The following is a 15,908-nucleotide window of genomic DNA, read 5'->3' as shown; positions in this document are numbered from 1 at the left end:
ATAACATTTGTTTATCTGCGGTTGGTTATAAAACGCTTACATTCGGTAAATAAAAAATAACCCTATCGTCACCCGAATAACATACCGTTCATAACAAAGGAATTTGACTACTCTTACCAATACATTTCACATTCTTATAACTTTATATCTTTATATATTGATTAATCAGAATATTGTTAAATTTTTTAAAAAATAGATTAGAGATTTAGTGAGGATTAGACTCATCCGAATACTGTCAACAGTCAACATTAAAAAAATCTTCAAGATCTTTAGTAGGACCTTGTTTACAGCTATGTAAGCTTTATTTAATTTAAACATGGCTGTAAACGGATATTGGCCTATGACTTGTACTCTTTTTGTAACACTTACTCCAGCTTTCTTAGAAACTACTTGGACAACCGTGTAACCACTCAATAACAAAAACTGTATTAAAGCAATAATTCCATCCCATTAAAATGAAGCCAGAAATAACCCCAAACACCTGATATCTGAAGAATAATCTAAGTCTGTCACCATTATTAGTGCAGAGTTCAATGCTATAAATTAGAGGGTAGGTTGAACAATATTACTAGTGTTTAAATCTTGGATTCCATCTATAACTCTATCACCAACTTGAGTGGTGCTAGAAGTCCCTCCCATATCTGGTGTCAATACGTCTGCTTCAATCATCACTCTTTCAATGGCACTTAAAACCCTTTTACCCCAGTCATCGTGACCGAAAAAATCTAACATCTGACTAGCGGACCATATCGAAGCCAATGGATTAGCTATTCCTTTTCCTGTGATATCAGGAGCGGAACCATGAATTGGCTCGAACATGGATGGGTACACTCGTTCTGGATTGATATTTGCACCTGCTGCAAGTCCTAGCCCCCCTGCAATGGCGGCTCCTAAATCAGTAATGATATCTCCAAATAAATTGGAAGTGACAACCACTTCAAATCGCCATGGTTGCTTCACGAAGAACATGGCAGCAGCATCCACTAAATATGAATAAGTTTTCACATCAGGATACTCTTTTGCTACTTCGTTAAAGACCTCATCCCAAAAAACCATAGAATAATTTAATGCATTTCCTTTACTAATGCTCGTCAAAGATCTTCCCAGTTTTCGTGCTTCTTCAAAGGCATAGCGAATAATCCGTTCAGTACCTATTCGTGAAAATATACCAGTCTGCAAGACCACTTCATTAGGCTGCCCTTTAAATAACCAATCACCGGCTCCTGCATACTCGCCTTCACTATTTTCGCGGATAACTAACATATCAATTTGTTCACGACTTACATCCTTTAACGGACAGGGCGCTCCTTCTAGAAGTGTAATCGGGCGGATATTTACATACTGATTAAAGCCTTTGCGTATCTTTAATAAGAGGTCCCATAAGGAAATATGATCCGGAACACCCGGATACCCTACTGCTCCTAAATAAATGGCATCAAACGCCTTTAGCTGATCTAAACCATCATCATCCATCATTTTTCCATACTCAAGATAATATTCACAGCCCCATGGAAAATAGGTGAATTGAAATTCAAACGATCCGTCGAGTTCTGCTGTTTTGTTTAATACCTTGATTCCTTCGGTCAATACTTCCGGCCCGATTCCATCTCCGGCAATAACGGCGATTTTATATTGTTTTTTCATCGTTTATTCTCCTATCCTATTATCGATTCGGCTGGAGCTGCATCCTATGAAAAAGATGGCAAGTTCTACTTCATGCTTTATTTTTTCGACGGTTGATTTGCTTCGTATTTATTAATACTTCCCTGATAGCAAGGCTCCAGCATTCGGAACTTCCGTTTTTAGACCTAATTGCTTAAGAATCTTATAAACCGTAGCAACTCCAGCAGATAGAACCGGTACCCCTAAACGATCCTGCACCGCTTGAATCGCTGGAAGGGAAGGCATCTGAACGCAAGCCGATAATACCACAGCATCTGCACCTTCAATATTCAAACGATCTGCATGCTCAATTAGGTTCATAGGATTCAAACGGCCAACTTCAAGGTTGTCTGCGACTTCTAAACTAATAGAATCGATTACCTCAATACCAGCAGAGTTCAAATATTCAATAACCGTTTTAGTAAGAGGCTTCATATACGGTGTAATGATAGAAACCTTTTTTGCACCTATAGTGTTTAATCCTTCAATTAATGCACCCGCACTACTGACGATTGGAGCTGAACCGCCATTTTCTTCAGTTGTCTTTCCAAGGCGTTCTTCAGAGATTTCGTGGTATCCAGGACCTTGACACATGATGGCAACCAAACAAGCATATGCCAAAACATCACATCGAGCGTCAGAAAGCTCAACTGCACAACGGTCACTATCCACATCCATTTTTTTCAATTCTTCTGGATTAACATGCATCATACGCATACGTGACGAATGGAATGTGAACGTCTCTTCCGGTTCTACCTGCATCCTAGAATGAAGCATGGCGGGGATTTCTGTCTCCATTGTGGTATTTGAACTTGGTACGATTAGACCTACTCTAAAATTTTTGCTCATGATTGTTCCTCCTAATAAAATGATTTTTTTGACGGATCAATCTTTGACTTTATGGTAATGTCCTTTTAATTCACGAATGGTCAAAGGTTCTACTAATTCGACACAAGAAAGTAGGGAAGGAAGATCAATTCCTGTTTCAATCCCCATTTCATGCAGCATGCATACTACATCTTCCGTAGCTACATTTCCTGCAGCACCTGGGGCAAACGGACATCCACCAAGGCCTCCAATGGAAGTGTCAAACCGTGTAACCCCAACTTGAAGAGCTGCTGTAATATTTGCCTGGGCAAAGCCATACGTATCATGGAAATGCGCGCTTATCATCGCTTTCGGCTGCACCTTTGAGATTTGCTCGAATAAATCATGAACTTGTGCTGGATTTGCACGACCGATTGTATCACAAACCACTATTTCATCCACGCCTAAACTGTCCACTCGACTAACGATTTCCAATACCACATCTGGATGAACCTTTCCTTCAAAAGGGCACCAGAACGAAGTAGCGATATTAAACCGAATGAACATGCCATTTGCTTTTGCCTTCTCAATCACACTGCTAAATTTCGTGATAGACTCTTCTTTCGTCATTTTGACATTTTCCAGGTTAAAACTGTCACTTGCCCCTACTACTAGAGAAAGGGCATTTACTCCATTCTCAACCGCTCTGTCATATCCTTTTTCATTCGGAATCAGGGCCATATACTGCACATCAAGTTCGCGTTCCATCCCTTGCAGCACTTCTTTAGCGTCCTTCATTTGGGGTACATATACCGGATGAACAAAAGAGGTTGCTTCCATTCTTTTAATCCCGGTTTTGTTTAATGCATTAATTAGTTCAATCTTTTTTTCTGTTGGGATAAAATTCGCCTCATTTTGAAGGCCGTCTCTTGGTCCAACTTCAATTATCTCTACCTTTTTTGGTAAATCCATGGTTAACATCTCCTTTCTGACTTACGAGATACCTAGTTTCTTAGCTAGATAAGGCTCTAACCCGCCTAGCTTCACCATTTCGATTAAATGTTCAGGGAGTTTTGTCCCTTTGTATTCTGTCCCTTTCGTTTGGTTAATGATTTTACCAGCCAAAAAATCTACTTCAATCTCATCACCTTCTTGAATGACAGAGGTGTCCATCATTTCCACGACCGGAAGACCAACATTGATCGAATTCCGATAAAAAATACGTGCGAAGGAATCTGCAATAATTGCACCGATTTCAAGATGCTTTAATACCATTTGTGCTGTTTCCCGACTGGAGCCAGAACCGAAATTTTTTCCTGCTACCAGTATGTCACCAGGCTGAACCTTTCCAGCAAAATCAGGATCAATCGCTTCCATGGCATGCAAGGCCTGTTTTTCTACAGGCAAACTCATGAATTGCCCCGGTGAAATGATGTCCGTATTAATGTTGTCCCCATATTTCCATACACGCCCTCGGATGATAAATGACATTACACCCTAACCTCCTTTGGCAGATATTTACGCGGATCAGCGATTTTCCCCTCGATCGCAGTGGCAGCGACTGTAGCAGGAGACCCTAAATACACTTCACCTTTTGGAGAACCCATTCTTCCTCTAAAGTTCCGGTTCGACGAAGACATAACCACCTCGCCTGCCCCGATGACTCCGCTGGTGAATCCTCCACAAGCGCCGCAAGAAGGCATGTTTACAAAGCATCCCGCTTCCGTCAAAATGTCGAGAATTCCTTCTTTATTTGCCTGCATCCAAATGTGCTGGGAGGCTGGTACCACTAGGCAGCGGATATTTTTAGAAATCTTTTTCCCCTTCAGGATTTGAGCAGCAATCCGCAGGTCCTCTAATCGACCATTCGTACAGGAACCTAAATATACCTGATCCACTGCTTTTCCTTCTACTGCACTAACAGGATGAACATTATCGACTTCATGCGGACAAGCTACCTGAGGTTCTAATTCAGATGCATTATAATGTATGGTTTTGATAAAAGATGCATTATCATCACTCTTTATCATATCAAGTTCTTCGAGAACACCTTTCGAGCGTAAAAATTCAGCAACTGTTTCATCTGGTTGAATCAGTCCTGTTTTAGCCCCGGCTTCAACCGCCATATTAGATAAAACCAAGCGTTCATCCATGGATAAGCCTCTTATGGCTCTGCCGGAAAATTCAATGGTCTGATACGTTGCTCCTGCATGTCCAATATCTTTGATTGTTTTAAGTACCAGATCTTTGGAGTAAACACCCTGAGGCAATATCCCGTCCCACACAACTTTGATCGTTTCCGGAACCTTTAACCAGGTTTCGCCTGTCAATAAGACTCCAATCATTTCAGTGGAACCAATGCCTGTTGCGAACGCTCCCAATCCACCGGCCATACACGTATGAGAATCCGTTCCGAGTATCAATCGTCCCGGACGGACATGACCATGTTCCACAATTACCTGATGACAAGGACCTTCAAATTCGTAATAGTATGGAAGTCTCTGTTGTCGTGACCAATCACGGGTGAACTTCAGAATATCTGCTTGCTGAACGGTCGCTGGCGGGGTACAGTGATCAGAAACAACGACAACCTTTTCTTTATCAAACAATTCCCCGCCTAGACGACGGAAACCACCGTCTACCAGCCAGGGTCCGAGCAAATCGTGCATCATCGCAATATCTACTTTGACCCATACAATATCCCCGGCTTTCACCTCAGGCTGCCCAGAGGCTCTTGCCAAGATTTTTTCTGACATAGTCATTCCCATCATCATCCAACCCCTTATTAGATAATTCCTTTTTCCTTCAGACTTTTGATTTGTTCTTCGGATAAATGGATTTTCTCTATTAACACTTCATCAGTGTGCTGACCTAATTTCGGGCCTGCCCATTCGATAGTACCAGGAGTTTCACTCATTTTAGGCACAATTCCAGGCATTTTCAATATCCCTAACTCTTCAACGTCCACTTCTTGAATCATTTGACGGGCTTTGTAATGCGGATCGTTCACAATATCCTCAATGGAGTAAATCGCACCGGCTGGAACCTTTGCTTCATCTAAATGGGCCATTACTTCATCAAAAGGCATACTCTTCGTCCATTCTTCGATTAATGCATCTAAGAAATCTGCATGCTCGGAGCGTTTCGAGTTATTTTCAAAACGAGGATTCTCCGCTATATCACTGCGCCTCATTGCATTCATAAGACGTTTGAATATAGCATCACCGTTTGCTCCAATAACCACATATTTTCCATCACTACATAAATACGTGTTAGATGGAGTGATCCCCGGCAGCTTACTTCCCGTTCTTTCACGAATGACTCCCGCACGGTCAAATTCTGGAAGGGTACTTTCCATCATGCTAAATACAGATTCATACAAGGCAACATCGATTACTTGTCCTTCTCCAGTTCCGTTCACATCTCGGTGATGAACTGCCATTAATGCTCCAATTACGGAATAAAGAGCAGATAATGAATCACCAATACTAATACCAACCCGTGTAGGTGGACGGTCAGGATAACCAGTTATGTAACGAAGTCCTCCTAGTGCTTCACCAATTGAACCAAATCCAGCCTTATCACGGTATGGTCCATCCTGTCCATAGCCTGATACACGAATCATAATCAGGCGTGGGTTGATTACCTTTAACTCTTCATAACCCAATCCCCATTTTTCCATGGTTCCAGGGCGGAAGTTTTCTATTATAATATCAATTTCCTTAACAAGTTCACGAATCAACCGCTGGCCTTCAGCTTCACGTAGGTTAATCGTGATTGATTTTTTATTTCGAGATTGAACATACCACCAAAGGCTAGTTCCATTTTCAACAACTCGCCATGTTCGTATTGGATCACCTGTCTCAGGAGTTTCAACCTTAATTACCTCTGCTCCAAATTCACCTAACAATCTAGATGCGGAAGGTCCCGCAATCAATTGTCCCATTTCCAAAACTCTTAATCCCTCAAGTGCCTTCTTTGCCATGTCAAACATCCCCTGAATTAGAATTTTTATTTATGTATATAAATCTAAAATTCCTTAAGAAACTCTACATCAACGTTCTTACGATTAAATCTTAATATCAGTAAGCGATTTCATTTTTTATTTTATATCCATTATTGTATACTGTCAACAGTTAACGGTAAATTTTCTGACTTTTCATTCTTCTATATTTACTTTATAATCATTTCATTTTATTTAATTAGATCACGTTAAAAATAATTGGCATGTTATGAATGTGCCGAGCGAAGTTTCACTGTTCTAGCTTTTGATTTACACATAAAGTATAGTAAACTAATTATTAAGCAATAATTATGCAAATCAATTAATGCAAGGAGCCTTTTACCATCAGAAGAAGCATTCCTGATTAATTAAGAAGTTTACAAGTAGACAAGGGAGAATCTTGGAAGCCCTCTAATATAAATATTCTATCGGAGGAAACGTTTCAAAAACTTTTATCAATGAGTGAAATTACAAGTTATTTACATATCGTAGGGGGATTGTTGTGAGGGGAATTAAGAAAACTGAACCGCTTCATAGCCAGGTTTATACTATTGTTAAAGAAATGATTTTAGAAGGGAAATACCAACCCGGTGAACGATTAGTCGAAACCAAGGTAGCAGAAAATATTGGGGTAAGCAGGGGGACAGTTCGCGAAGCATTTCGGATGCTTACAAAAGATGACATGCTGGTTCAAGATGGCAATGTCTTATTAGTTTATAACCCTACTGCTCAGGATATTTTAGATCTCTATGAATGCCGGAAAAGCCTTGAATCACTAGCAGCAAGGCTAGCAGCACATAATATCACAGAGGAACAATTAAACGAATTAGAACAAATTATCGATGAATCCAAAGAAGCTCTAATAAAAAATGACAAGCAAAAGCTCACAAACTTAAATCAACAATTTCACGATATCATTGCATGTGCATCTTTAAATAAGCAGCTTATTCAATTATTCGAAGTGATTAAAACGAAAGTACTCTATATTCGTAACTGTATCCTAAAGGAACTTATGGAAAGCTTTCCTGATCTGGTCAACGATCACATCCAAATTTATTCCGCTCTGAAAGACCGAAATCCTTTAAAAACTGAAGAAAAAATGGGTGAGCATATCCAAAGAAGCTTAAAGGTTGCCAATGAAGCATTAAATAAGCAAATGGATTTGAAAAAAAAGTAAACTAAATTACTTTGAAATCAAATGCTAAATGATAAGCCGTTTCATAGAGAGCAATAAAACGAACGAACTTTATAAACCGTAGGCCAGCTTTACTCTAATGTAAAGCTGCCTTTTTTGTATGTGTTTTCATGTGCCACTTCTTGATCACATTTACTTTCGTCCTACTATCAGCTCATCTTGCTTTACAATATCATTCTCCATTTAAAGCTCCTTAATTTCGGAATTGTTCTCTTATTCTTCAGGTATTAAATTCTCTTTTTCTTTGAATGATCCAGATGTTATGATTTTTGTCTCACCCATTTATTCATGATGAAGGAGTTTAGATCATACAACGATTAGAAATATCAAAACATCCAGTTTTTATTGAACTCGTAAACCACTCATTAGATTATATAGATGAAACACGCGATTTTTATGGTATCTTTAAATGTTCAGAATCGTGTCGCAAAAAGACTGCTTAAAAGTTCATTCTTTATGCTTGAGAAAAAAAACTATAAATAAAATATCGTTAAATCGCAAACCCTCTCATCACAATGATGGGTGGGTTTTGTAATTAACTAGGTATGTAATCACATGGATACTTATTATTCTTAAATACTTCAAGCTTACCACCCATCCCTGATTCTTTATGCCCAGGAATGGGTGCAATAGAAATAATATTTACCTTTACCTTTATTTATTGGCTTAATTTCAACCTTCGCTTCTTCTCCCGTCTGAGCGTGTATGTGAAAAATAGCTTTACTGCTCACGGCACTTTGTTTAGGCCTGAATACATTTTAACAACATTTATGTTGTGTTCAACTTCACCTTCATTTTTCTTGTTAAAAAGAAGCTTTAGTTTTGCTATAGACTGATTCTTTTATATATTTTGTTCTAGAGCATATCCGAATTGATATAATTCAGCATCATTTCCATGTTTTGCAATTAATTGTACACCTATTGGCAGAGCATTTTTCGACATGCCACAAGGTATAGATAATGAAGGATTTCCAGTATAATTTGTTGGAGATGTTAATCTAAGCAATGCATGTCGAACTTCCTCTTTTTGATCATTTATTTGTACTTCTCTTTGCCCAATATCTGTCGGAAGTATTGGAAGTGTCGGAGTTAACAAAATATCAACATTGTTGAAAGATTGATTGTACTCAAAAATTAATTGTTTTCTTTGGATTTGTGATAATACATATTCGTACCCTTTCACTTCTTGACTAGCAATTAATCTTTCATAAACTTCTGAGTCAATATCTTCTTTGTGATATTCATCCTCCTTAATCTGTTCGGTCCTTCTTTATCTTCTCGAGTAGACAAGTACTATGACCTCTGCTGACTTCTGATGATTCAGCTGTCCATCACTGGACAGGTTACCAAGTGTACTTGGCTGTCATCAGACCTCCCCGGGTAAGAGTGCAATCTTTCCCTCCATCTATCTGCTTCATTTACTCTGTACCACCTTCGGCAGTAAGGACTTTGTTTTGTTTCGCAAACTCATCCAATGATACCTAGCCTTATATGAAGTTCGTGTTCCTCAGACCGGAGGTTTGCCGCTTGCTTCCTTCAGATTCCACGTCACCGTGGACACCCTTGCATTAAGCTAACCACTACTACTGCCTTCATGGTTCGGGACTTTCACCCTATAGATTGCACCCATGCCGGGCGCACGAAGAAAACATTTGAAATTGACAATTCCAAATGCTTTTTCATTTCATATATTCCTTACTTTTACGAACAATATGTAACTAAGTACGCATGCTAAAAACCATTAGGCCTCAAGGTAATGTCTTCCGTTTTTATTGTTTAAGCATGTTTATATACATCGATGGATGAAGTCTTTCTGTGTATGAAGTCTTTGAGTTAGAAGGTTAGCGAGAACTTGTTGAAGAAATTGTACTACGGAACCATTAAATCTTTGATTAAGGGGACTATGAGGACACCTGTAGATGATAATACTTTTGCAAATACACTGTATAAAATCTGTCCGTTTATAAGTGACAAACTTATGGAATCTTCTAGTGCAATGAGATGAAGATGATTGCTAAAATAATAGTATGAAAACGGATTCATATCAGAATCCTTCATTATTTATTTCTAAATTGTTTTGAAAGATAATAGGAGGAGAGAAAATGAGAGCACTAGTGATTGAAGAACCCTATAAAGCAGTCGTAAAAGAAGTTCCTTATCCTGCACCGCAGTCAGGAGAAGTAACAATCAAAGTAAAACATACCGGTATATGTGGCACCGATATACATATTTACAAAGGAGAATTTTTGTCTCCCTATCCCATTATTCCAGGACATGAGTTTTCCGGTGTTATTCATGAGATCGGAGAAAACGTAAGAGGATTTAATATAGGAGACAGAGTAACAGCTGACCCATCTTTGTTTTGCGGCGAATGTGAATATTGTTTAACACACCGCGGTAACCAATGTGAAAATTGGGGGGCTCTTGGAAATACAACTGATGGTAGCATGGCGGAATATGTAAAAGTCCTAGCACGAAATGTAGTAAAAATTCCCGATTCCCTTTCTTTTGAAGAAGCTGCATTCATTGAGCCAATGGCCTGTGTCGTGCATGCTATGAACCGTCTTGATTTACAAGTAGGAGACCGCGTTCTATTATTTGGAGCAGGCGCAATGGGACAACAATTGATTCAATCTTTAAAAATGGCCGGAGCTTCTGAACTTGTTGTTGTCGATCTTGATCAGGCAAAATTAGATATGGCGTTGGAGTGGGGAGCTACAAAAGGTGTACTCAGCCAAGAAATTGAAAAGAACCTTAGCAATGAAATATACCCGCATGGATTTGATGTTGTTGTAGACGCTACTGGAATTCCCTCTGTTATAGAAAGTGCATTTAACTACATCGGAAAAACAGGTAAGTATCTTCAGTTTGGTGTGACAGCACAAAATGCAAAAGTAACTCTTGATCCATTTAAACTATACAATAATGACTGGACTGTATTAGGTTCTATGGCCATTAACTATACATTCATTCCTGCTTTCAATTGGGTGAAAGAAGGACGTATTCTATTAAAACCACTTATTTCTGATCAGCTGTCTCTTGAAGAAACAGTTGATTACTTACAAGGACCGCGCAACAGCAGTCAATTTAAAGTACAAGTAAAAATCGATAAATAGCATCTACCCAGAACCCAGCCATCCAATTCAAGCAGTTTATTTCACTCTGCTGAAAGGTACTTGCCGGGTTCTCTCTTTTTACTAGAAAGCAGAAAGGATAAAAAAAGATGAACCCTTCATTATTATTAGGAATTGATATTGGAACGCAAGGAACAAAGGCTTTGGTGATCGATCATAATGGACACGTTGTTTCTACCGCTCAAGTATCTTATACATTTGATAGTCCACAGCCAGGGTGGGCTGAACAATCACCCTCTCTTTGGTGGGAGTCCGTTATTTCCTGCTTAAACATGTTATGGGAAAAAGGAATTGATTCAACATTAATTCGAGCAGTTGGTACCACCGGCCAAATGCACAGCCTGGTTATTTTAGATGAACAAAATCAACCGATTCGACCGTCCATTTTATGGAATGATGGGCGAACATTAAAAGAGTGTAGTGAAATGGAGGAAATCATCGGGGCTGATTGTTTATTTAAAACTGTCCAAAATCCAATTTTACCTGGTTTTACTGCGCCTAAACTTTTATGGCTAAAAAGAAATGAACCTCATCATTTTTCACAAATTAAGAAGATCTTAATGCCAAAAGATTATATTGTATACGAGTTAACTGGAGAATATTCAGCAGATGTAACCGATGCAAGCGGAACATGTTTGCTAAATGTCCAAAAAAGAGAATGGGCTTGGGATATTATCAAAGATCTTGGATTTCTTGAAGAATGGTTCCCTCCGGTTTCGGAAAGTAAGGAAGTCATCGGAACCATTTCTGAAAAAGCGGCTCAGTTAACAGGACTGCCAATCGGAATTCCAGTTATTGCTGGAGCAGGAGACAATGCAGCAGCAGCCCTAGGAAATGGTATTATAAAGGAAATGAAGGGGAGTATCAGCATCGGAACATCAGGAACCGTTTTTGTTCCACTGAATGAACTTCCTGATGTAGCAAGAGATGAAGCAGGCACACTGCACTTGTTTTGTCATTGTCTGCCTGGAATGTGGCATGCGATGGGTACAACATTATCTGCTGGAATGTCATTAAGATGGCTGCGTGACACGTTTGAAAAAGAAACATTTGATGAATTGCTGAAAGGTGTTGATCAAGTAGAACCTGGCGCTGAAGGATTATTGTTCTTCCCCTATTTAAATGGCGAACGGACACCATTAAATAATCCCAAAGCAAAAGGCGTCTTTTTTGGATTAACGTATAGACATCATCGACAAAACATGGCTCGCGCTGTGATAGAAGGAGTTTGTTATAGTTTAAGAGATGTATTTGATATGATGAAAAAAGCAGGGATTGAGGTAGAAGATTGGACTGTAACAGGTGGCGCTATTAAAAATCCATTATGGACAGAAGTGCTAGCTGACGTATATCAGCAGTCTCTTCATGTTCATGAAGAACGTGAAGGCCCAGCTTATGGTGCATCTATTCTAGCGGGTTTTGGCAACGGAGAGTGGACGGCAGTTTCTGATTTAGCTATGCTTGATCAGCAATCTAAAATGATTGCCTGCAATCCAAAAAACAAAAACGTGTATGACGAACAATTTGCCCGCTATCAAACCATTGCTCAAACTATAAACCCTTTGTTTTAATACATAAAAAATGATGAGAAATGAAGGTGAAAAAGTTGGCAGAGAAAGCAAAAATATTTATTAGCAGCCGCCAAAAGATGATAATTGACCGTCTACTTGAAAGCGACTTTCCGATTATGCCAAAAGATATTGCTGAGGAGCTGGACATTAGTTTAAGAACATGCCAGCGAGAAATAGCACAGTTAAAACCTATAGTACGGACTTATGGTCTGAAAATCATGAAACAATTTCGAAGTGGTATATGCTTAGTTGGTGAACAAGAAAATAAAGATGTTCTGACGGAAGAACTAGAGAAAGCCCGCCAGCAAACCTCTTTTTCACCAAAAGACAGGCAAATAGGAATCGTTTGCGACTTATTAAGGGATCAGACACCAACTAAAATGTTTGTGTTCAGTAAAAAATACTATGTAACGGAAGCGACGATCAGCCATGATTTAAATGAACTTGAAGAATGGTTGAACCATTTTCATTTAACATTGGTTCGAAAACCTGGTCTTGGTATTTATATTGTAGGAGAAGACAAAGATTTACGAGCTGCCATTACTACGGTTGTAAATAATTCAACACTGCCAGAGAATTGGCTGGCAGTGTTTGATTTATTGAAACTAGGAAAAAAAGAAGATTGGCGGATAGAAAAGTATATCCCATCCATGTATTTAGACCTGCTAGATTTGGATATTCTTTATGCAGTCGAGAAAGTGCTAACTGAGGCAGCTGAACAAAATCCTTCGCTGTTTTTAAACGAGCGTGATCGGATCAGCGTTTCTCTTCATTTAGCTCTTGCTGCTGAGCGCCACAAAGATAAAAAACATGGACATCTAAACCTCGACTCGAAACTAATGAAATTGTACCCTTCCGCTTTTTATATAGCAGCAAGATTAAGAGAATTACTGGATATTGAACTTCCGGAAGAGGAAATAAACTATTTGATTCTTCACTTATATGGGGTACAACCTGATTTGCCTATAGAACAGCTTCAAGAAGAAGAAACTACCCATTTGGTTAGGATTTTTATCGAAGGCGTGAAAAAAGAACTGAATCAACCATTGACAGATCCCATGCTGAGTGAAGGATTACTTAAGCATTTTTATCCTGCATTAAACAGAATACGCAATGGACTGCCTATCCATAACCCGCTATTTTCTCAAATTCAAAGAGATTATCCCGATGTCTATGAAGCGAGCCGGAAAAGTGCTGAATCATTGTCAGATTATCTTGGTGTTACCATACCTCCTTCTGAAATTGCCTATATGGCAATACATGTGGGAGCAGCATTAGTAAATCAACAAAATATAAAAGGACGCGTAGTTATAGTTTGTGCCAGTGGATTTGGCACATCCCGATTAATTGCGTCCCGGTTAAAGCAAGAAATTCCAGGAATTTACGTTTCAGGAGTGATATCCATTAATGAACTGCCTAAATGGCTCGAAAACAACTGGCAAGTGGATGCAATTGTATCTACGATTCAGATATCTGCCATTACAGAAGAGCGTCTTATCGTCGTATCCCCCATTTTAACAGAAAATGATTTGCAAAAAATAAAAAGCATATTAAAAAAACAACAAAGCACCGATCAGATACTATTCGCATCCGATCATTTTTCAGAAGATTCAGCGCTTATAGAGGTCGCTTATTATGGGGAAGCGTTTGCTCAACTGATGAGAAGCCTCGATTGGATGGAAGCCATTCCTACAAAAGAGAAGTTTACATGGCTTAATGCGATTGTATCACAATCCCATGCTGTCATTTCATCCGAAGAGCTGATTGAAGCATTTAAAGAAAGAGAGCGGAAAGGCAGTTTTGTAATTGGCTCCATTGGTATTTTACATAGCCGTACATCTGCTGTTCGGACTCTTTTTGCTAACATTATATCGCTGAAAGAAACAATACCGTGGCATTCTGAAAATGGACAAAAGCAATCCGTCAATACAGTATTACTACTGGCGGGACCTCCTGATGCACCGCGTGAGCATTTTCCACTTTTAGGGGAATTGATAAGCGGGCTTCTTGATAATGTGCTGGCAGAAGCCATTTCTTCCGGCAACAAAGAACAGGCACTTTTCGCCGTGCGTGACCATTTGCAGCAAGCTTATCAAGAAAAAATTCTTAATTATGCAAGAGGAAAACTTAGATGAATCGCATAGGACGCATATATAGCTCCATTGTTTTTCAAAATATCTCAATTATGATAGCTGTAGGCATTTTAAATATTTTATTTGGACCAAATGGATGGAAACCTGACACTGTAATCAGTCAATTTATCGATCCTATTTATCGATATGTATTACCACTTATGCTTGCTTACACTGGAGGAAAGTTGTTTGGCGGCCATAGCGGAGGTATTGTCGCGAATGTTGCCATGATTGGTTTGATTATGACATCGGATATGCCGATGACTATTGGAGCTATTTTATTCAGTCCGCTAATCGGCTGGCTATCAGCATGGATAGAACGGCGGACACAGGACTATATTCCGATTGGTAGTGAACTTCTGATTTCCAATCTTATAGATGCAGTGCTTGGGATTAGTTTACTGTTAGCTGGCTATTTCATGATAGGCCCTCTAATGAACGATATACTCAAACAAATAAATAATGGGTTAATTATGTTAGTCGAATCAGTATGGCTACCTTTTTTATCGTTTATCATTGAGCCTGCCAAAGTCATGTTTTTAAATAATCTCATTAACCATGGAATCGTCGCGCCATTTGGTATTCAACAAACACGCGAACTCGGGAAAAGTGTCATCTTTCTTGTAGAAGCCAATCCTGGACCAGGCTTTGGTGTTCTGTTGGCCTATTTGGTGACGGCAAGAAAGGAAGAAGAACCGGCACTCCGTGGGACAGCTGGGATTCAGATTTTTGGAGGAATTCACGAAGTATATTTTCCATATATTTTAATGAAGCCTACATTATTTTTAGCAGTAATTGCTGGTGGATTTACAGGCATTACCTTATTCCAACTTTTTAATGTTGGACTTGTTTCCACGGCTTCTCCTGCGAGCATATTATTGATCTTGTTTCTTGCTCCGCAGGAAGATGCTTTATTTATTTTATTGGGAATTGGGTTATCGGCGTTTGTATCCTATATTGTTGCACATTTTATTCTTGTTCGATCTGATGCCCAACGTTCTGAAACATCAATGGAGCCTTTCCCTCTTCCACTCTCTGAAAAAAATGAACGGCCAAGTATCGTATTTCGGGACGAACAACCCTCTTCTCTTTCTCCCATTCATCACGTTACTATTTCCTGTGACGGAGGAATGGCTTCGAGTGCGATGGGAGCTGCTATTCTACGACGGAAAGTGAAGGAAGCTGGATTAACCAATATTCAAATTGATCACCGATCTATCGATGATATTCCGTCCTATACAGATTTAGTTGTTATTCAGGAGCAACTAAAAAAAAGAATGAATCACAAGCATCAATCTGTACCTACAGTTGGATTGAACTCCTTATCTAATTTACTAGAATACGATGATATTGTTCTATTAATTAAAAACAGAAACCAATCTGAATAAACCCTCACATAGAGAA

At 39.1% G+C, this 15,908-nt stretch carries 12 protein-coding genes; 5 read left to right on the top strand and 7 right to left on the bottom strand.

Translation table 11 applies throughout. From position 1 onward, the window contains the following. Positions 1-543: 543 nt before the first annotated feature. The 6 genes from JFU50_RS28530 to JFU50_RS28505 form a co-directional block, all read right to left on the bottom strand. Entirely contained in the window at positions 544-1,644 is a 1,101-nt protein-coding gene (locus tag JFU50_RS28530) for a tartrate dehydrogenase (protein WP_201225284.1), read from the bottom strand. A gap of 111 nt (positions 1,645-1,755) precedes the next feature. Beyond that, positions 1,756-2,511: a maleate cis-trans isomerase family protein gene (locus JFU50_RS28525; RefSeq protein WP_056520312.1), complete on the bottom strand. Its 756-nt coding sequence runs from the start codon at positions 2,509-2,511 to the stop codon at positions 1,756-1,758. 36 nt (positions 2,512-2,547) lie between these two features. Beyond that, positions 2,548-3,441, bottom strand: coding sequence for a hydroxymethylglutaryl-CoA lyase (locus JFU50_RS28520; RefSeq protein ID WP_201225282.1), 894 nt, complete (start codon positions 3,439-3,441; stop codon positions 2,548-2,550). A gap of 21 nt (positions 3,442-3,462) precedes the next feature. Next, entirely contained in the window at positions 3,463-3,960 is a 498-nt protein-coding gene (locus tag JFU50_RS28515; RefSeq protein WP_201225281.1) for a LeuD/DmdB family oxidoreductase small subunit, read from the bottom strand. Continuing rightward, complete coding sequence (locus JFU50_RS28510) at positions 3,960-5,237, bottom strand: 3-isopropylmalate dehydratase large subunit (protein ID WP_201225280.1); 1,278 nt, start codon at positions 5,235-5,237, stop codon at positions 3,960-3,962. Before JFU50_RS28510 ends, JFU50_RS28515 begins: the two co-directional genes overlap by 1 nt. Before the next feature lie 17 nt (positions 5,238-5,254). Next, positions 5,255-6,454: a CaiB/BaiF CoA transferase family protein gene (locus tag JFU50_RS28505; RefSeq protein WP_201225279.1), complete on the bottom strand. Its 1,200-nt coding sequence runs from the start codon at positions 6,452-6,454 to the stop codon at positions 5,255-5,257. Between the two features lie 520 nt (positions 6,455-6,974). Here JFU50_RS28505 and JFU50_RS28500 point away from each other — a divergent pair. Continuing rightward, positions 6,975-7,649, top strand: coding sequence for an FCD domain-containing protein (locus JFU50_RS28500; protein WP_201225278.1), 675 nt, complete (start codon positions 6,975-6,977; stop codon positions 7,647-7,649). An 859-nt stretch (positions 7,650-8,508) separates the two neighbouring features. On the opposite strand, the gene JFU50_RS28495 is transcribed toward JFU50_RS28500, so the two are convergent. Beyond that, the gene (locus JFU50_RS28495; protein WP_342366388.1) at positions 8,509-8,865 is read right to left on the bottom strand and encodes an amidase family protein; all 357 of its coding nucleotides are present in this window, start codon (positions 8,863-8,865) and stop codon (positions 8,509-8,511) included. Between the two features lie 904 nt (positions 8,866-9,769). Between JFU50_RS28495 and JFU50_RS28490 the strand changes: the two genes are divergently transcribed. From JFU50_RS28490 to JFU50_RS28475, 4 genes are all read left to right on the top strand, one after another. Further along, the gene (locus JFU50_RS28490) at positions 9,770-10,783 is read left to right on the top strand and encodes a zinc-dependent alcohol dehydrogenase family protein (RefSeq protein ID WP_201183670.1); all 1,014 of its coding nucleotides are present in this window, start codon (positions 9,770-9,772) and stop codon (positions 10,781-10,783) included. Positions 10,784-10,890: 107 nt separating this feature from the next. Then, complete coding sequence (gene xylB, locus JFU50_RS28485; protein WP_201225277.1) at positions 10,891-12,372, top strand: xylulokinase; 1,482 nt, start codon at positions 10,891-10,893, stop codon at positions 12,370-12,372. A 20-nt stretch (positions 12,373-12,392) separates the two neighbouring features. Further along, entirely contained in the window at positions 12,393-14,507 is a 2,115-nt protein-coding gene (locus JFU50_RS28480; RefSeq protein ID WP_201225276.1) for a BglG family transcription antiterminator, read from the top strand. Beyond that, a complete protein-coding gene (locus JFU50_RS28475) occupies positions 14,504-15,892 on the top strand; it encodes a PTS mannitol transporter subunit IICB (protein ID WP_201225275.1) in 1,389 nt (462 codons plus the stop codon). Before JFU50_RS28480 ends, JFU50_RS28475 begins: the two co-directional genes overlap by 4 nt. The last annotated feature ends 16 nt before the right edge of the window (positions 15,893-15,908 follow it).

Origin of the sequence: Peribacillus sp. TH14, assembly GCF_016651145.1 — a bacterium.
Lineage (GTDB): Bacteria > Bacillota > Bacilli > Bacillales > DSM-1321 > Peribacillus > Peribacillus butanolivorans.
The sequence above is the reverse complement of the archived record's forward strand: the minus strand, read 5'-3'. Positions and strand labels throughout refer to the sequence as shown.

What these genes read in the sequence shown, in the direction of transcription:
- JFU50_RS28530 (WP_201225284.1), bottom strand. Translation starts at nt 1,644, where the DNA reads ATGAAAAAACAATATAAAATCGCCGTTATTGCCGGAGATGGAATCGGG.
- JFU50_RS28525 (WP_056520312.1), bottom strand. Translation starts at nt 2,511, where the DNA reads ATGAGCAAAAATTTTAGAGTAGGTCTAATCGTACCAAGTTCAAATACC.
- JFU50_RS28520 (WP_201225282.1), bottom strand. Translation starts at nt 3,441, where the DNA reads ATGGATTTACCAAAAAAGGTAGAGATAATTGAAGTTGGACCAAGAGAC.
- JFU50_RS28515 (WP_201225281.1), bottom strand. Translation starts at nt 3,960, where the DNA reads ATGTCATTTATCATCCGAGGGCGTGTATGGAAATATGGGGACAACATT.
- JFU50_RS28510 (WP_201225280.1), bottom strand. Translation starts at nt 5,237, where the DNA reads ATGGGAATGACTATGTCAGAAAAAATCTTGGCAAGAGCCTCTGGGCAG.
- JFU50_RS28505 (WP_201225279.1), bottom strand. Translation starts at nt 6,454, where the DNA reads ATGGCAAAGAAGGCACTTGAGGGATTAAGAGTTTTGGAAATGGGACAA.
- JFU50_RS28490 (WP_201183670.1), top strand. Translation starts at nt 9,770, where the DNA reads ATGAGAGCACTAGTGATTGAAGAACCCTATAAAGCAGTCGTAAAAGAA.
- xylB (WP_201225277.1), top strand. Translation starts at nt 10,891, where the DNA reads ATGAACCCTTCATTATTATTAGGAATTGATATTGGAACGCAAGGAACA.
- JFU50_RS28480 (WP_201225276.1), top strand. Translation starts at nt 12,393, where the DNA reads ATGAAGGTGAAAAAGTTGGCAGAGAAAGCAAAAATATTTATTAGCAGC.
- JFU50_RS28475 (WP_201225275.1), top strand. Translation starts at nt 14,504, where the DNA reads ATGAATCGCATAGGACGCATATATAGCTCCATTGTTTTTCAAAATATC.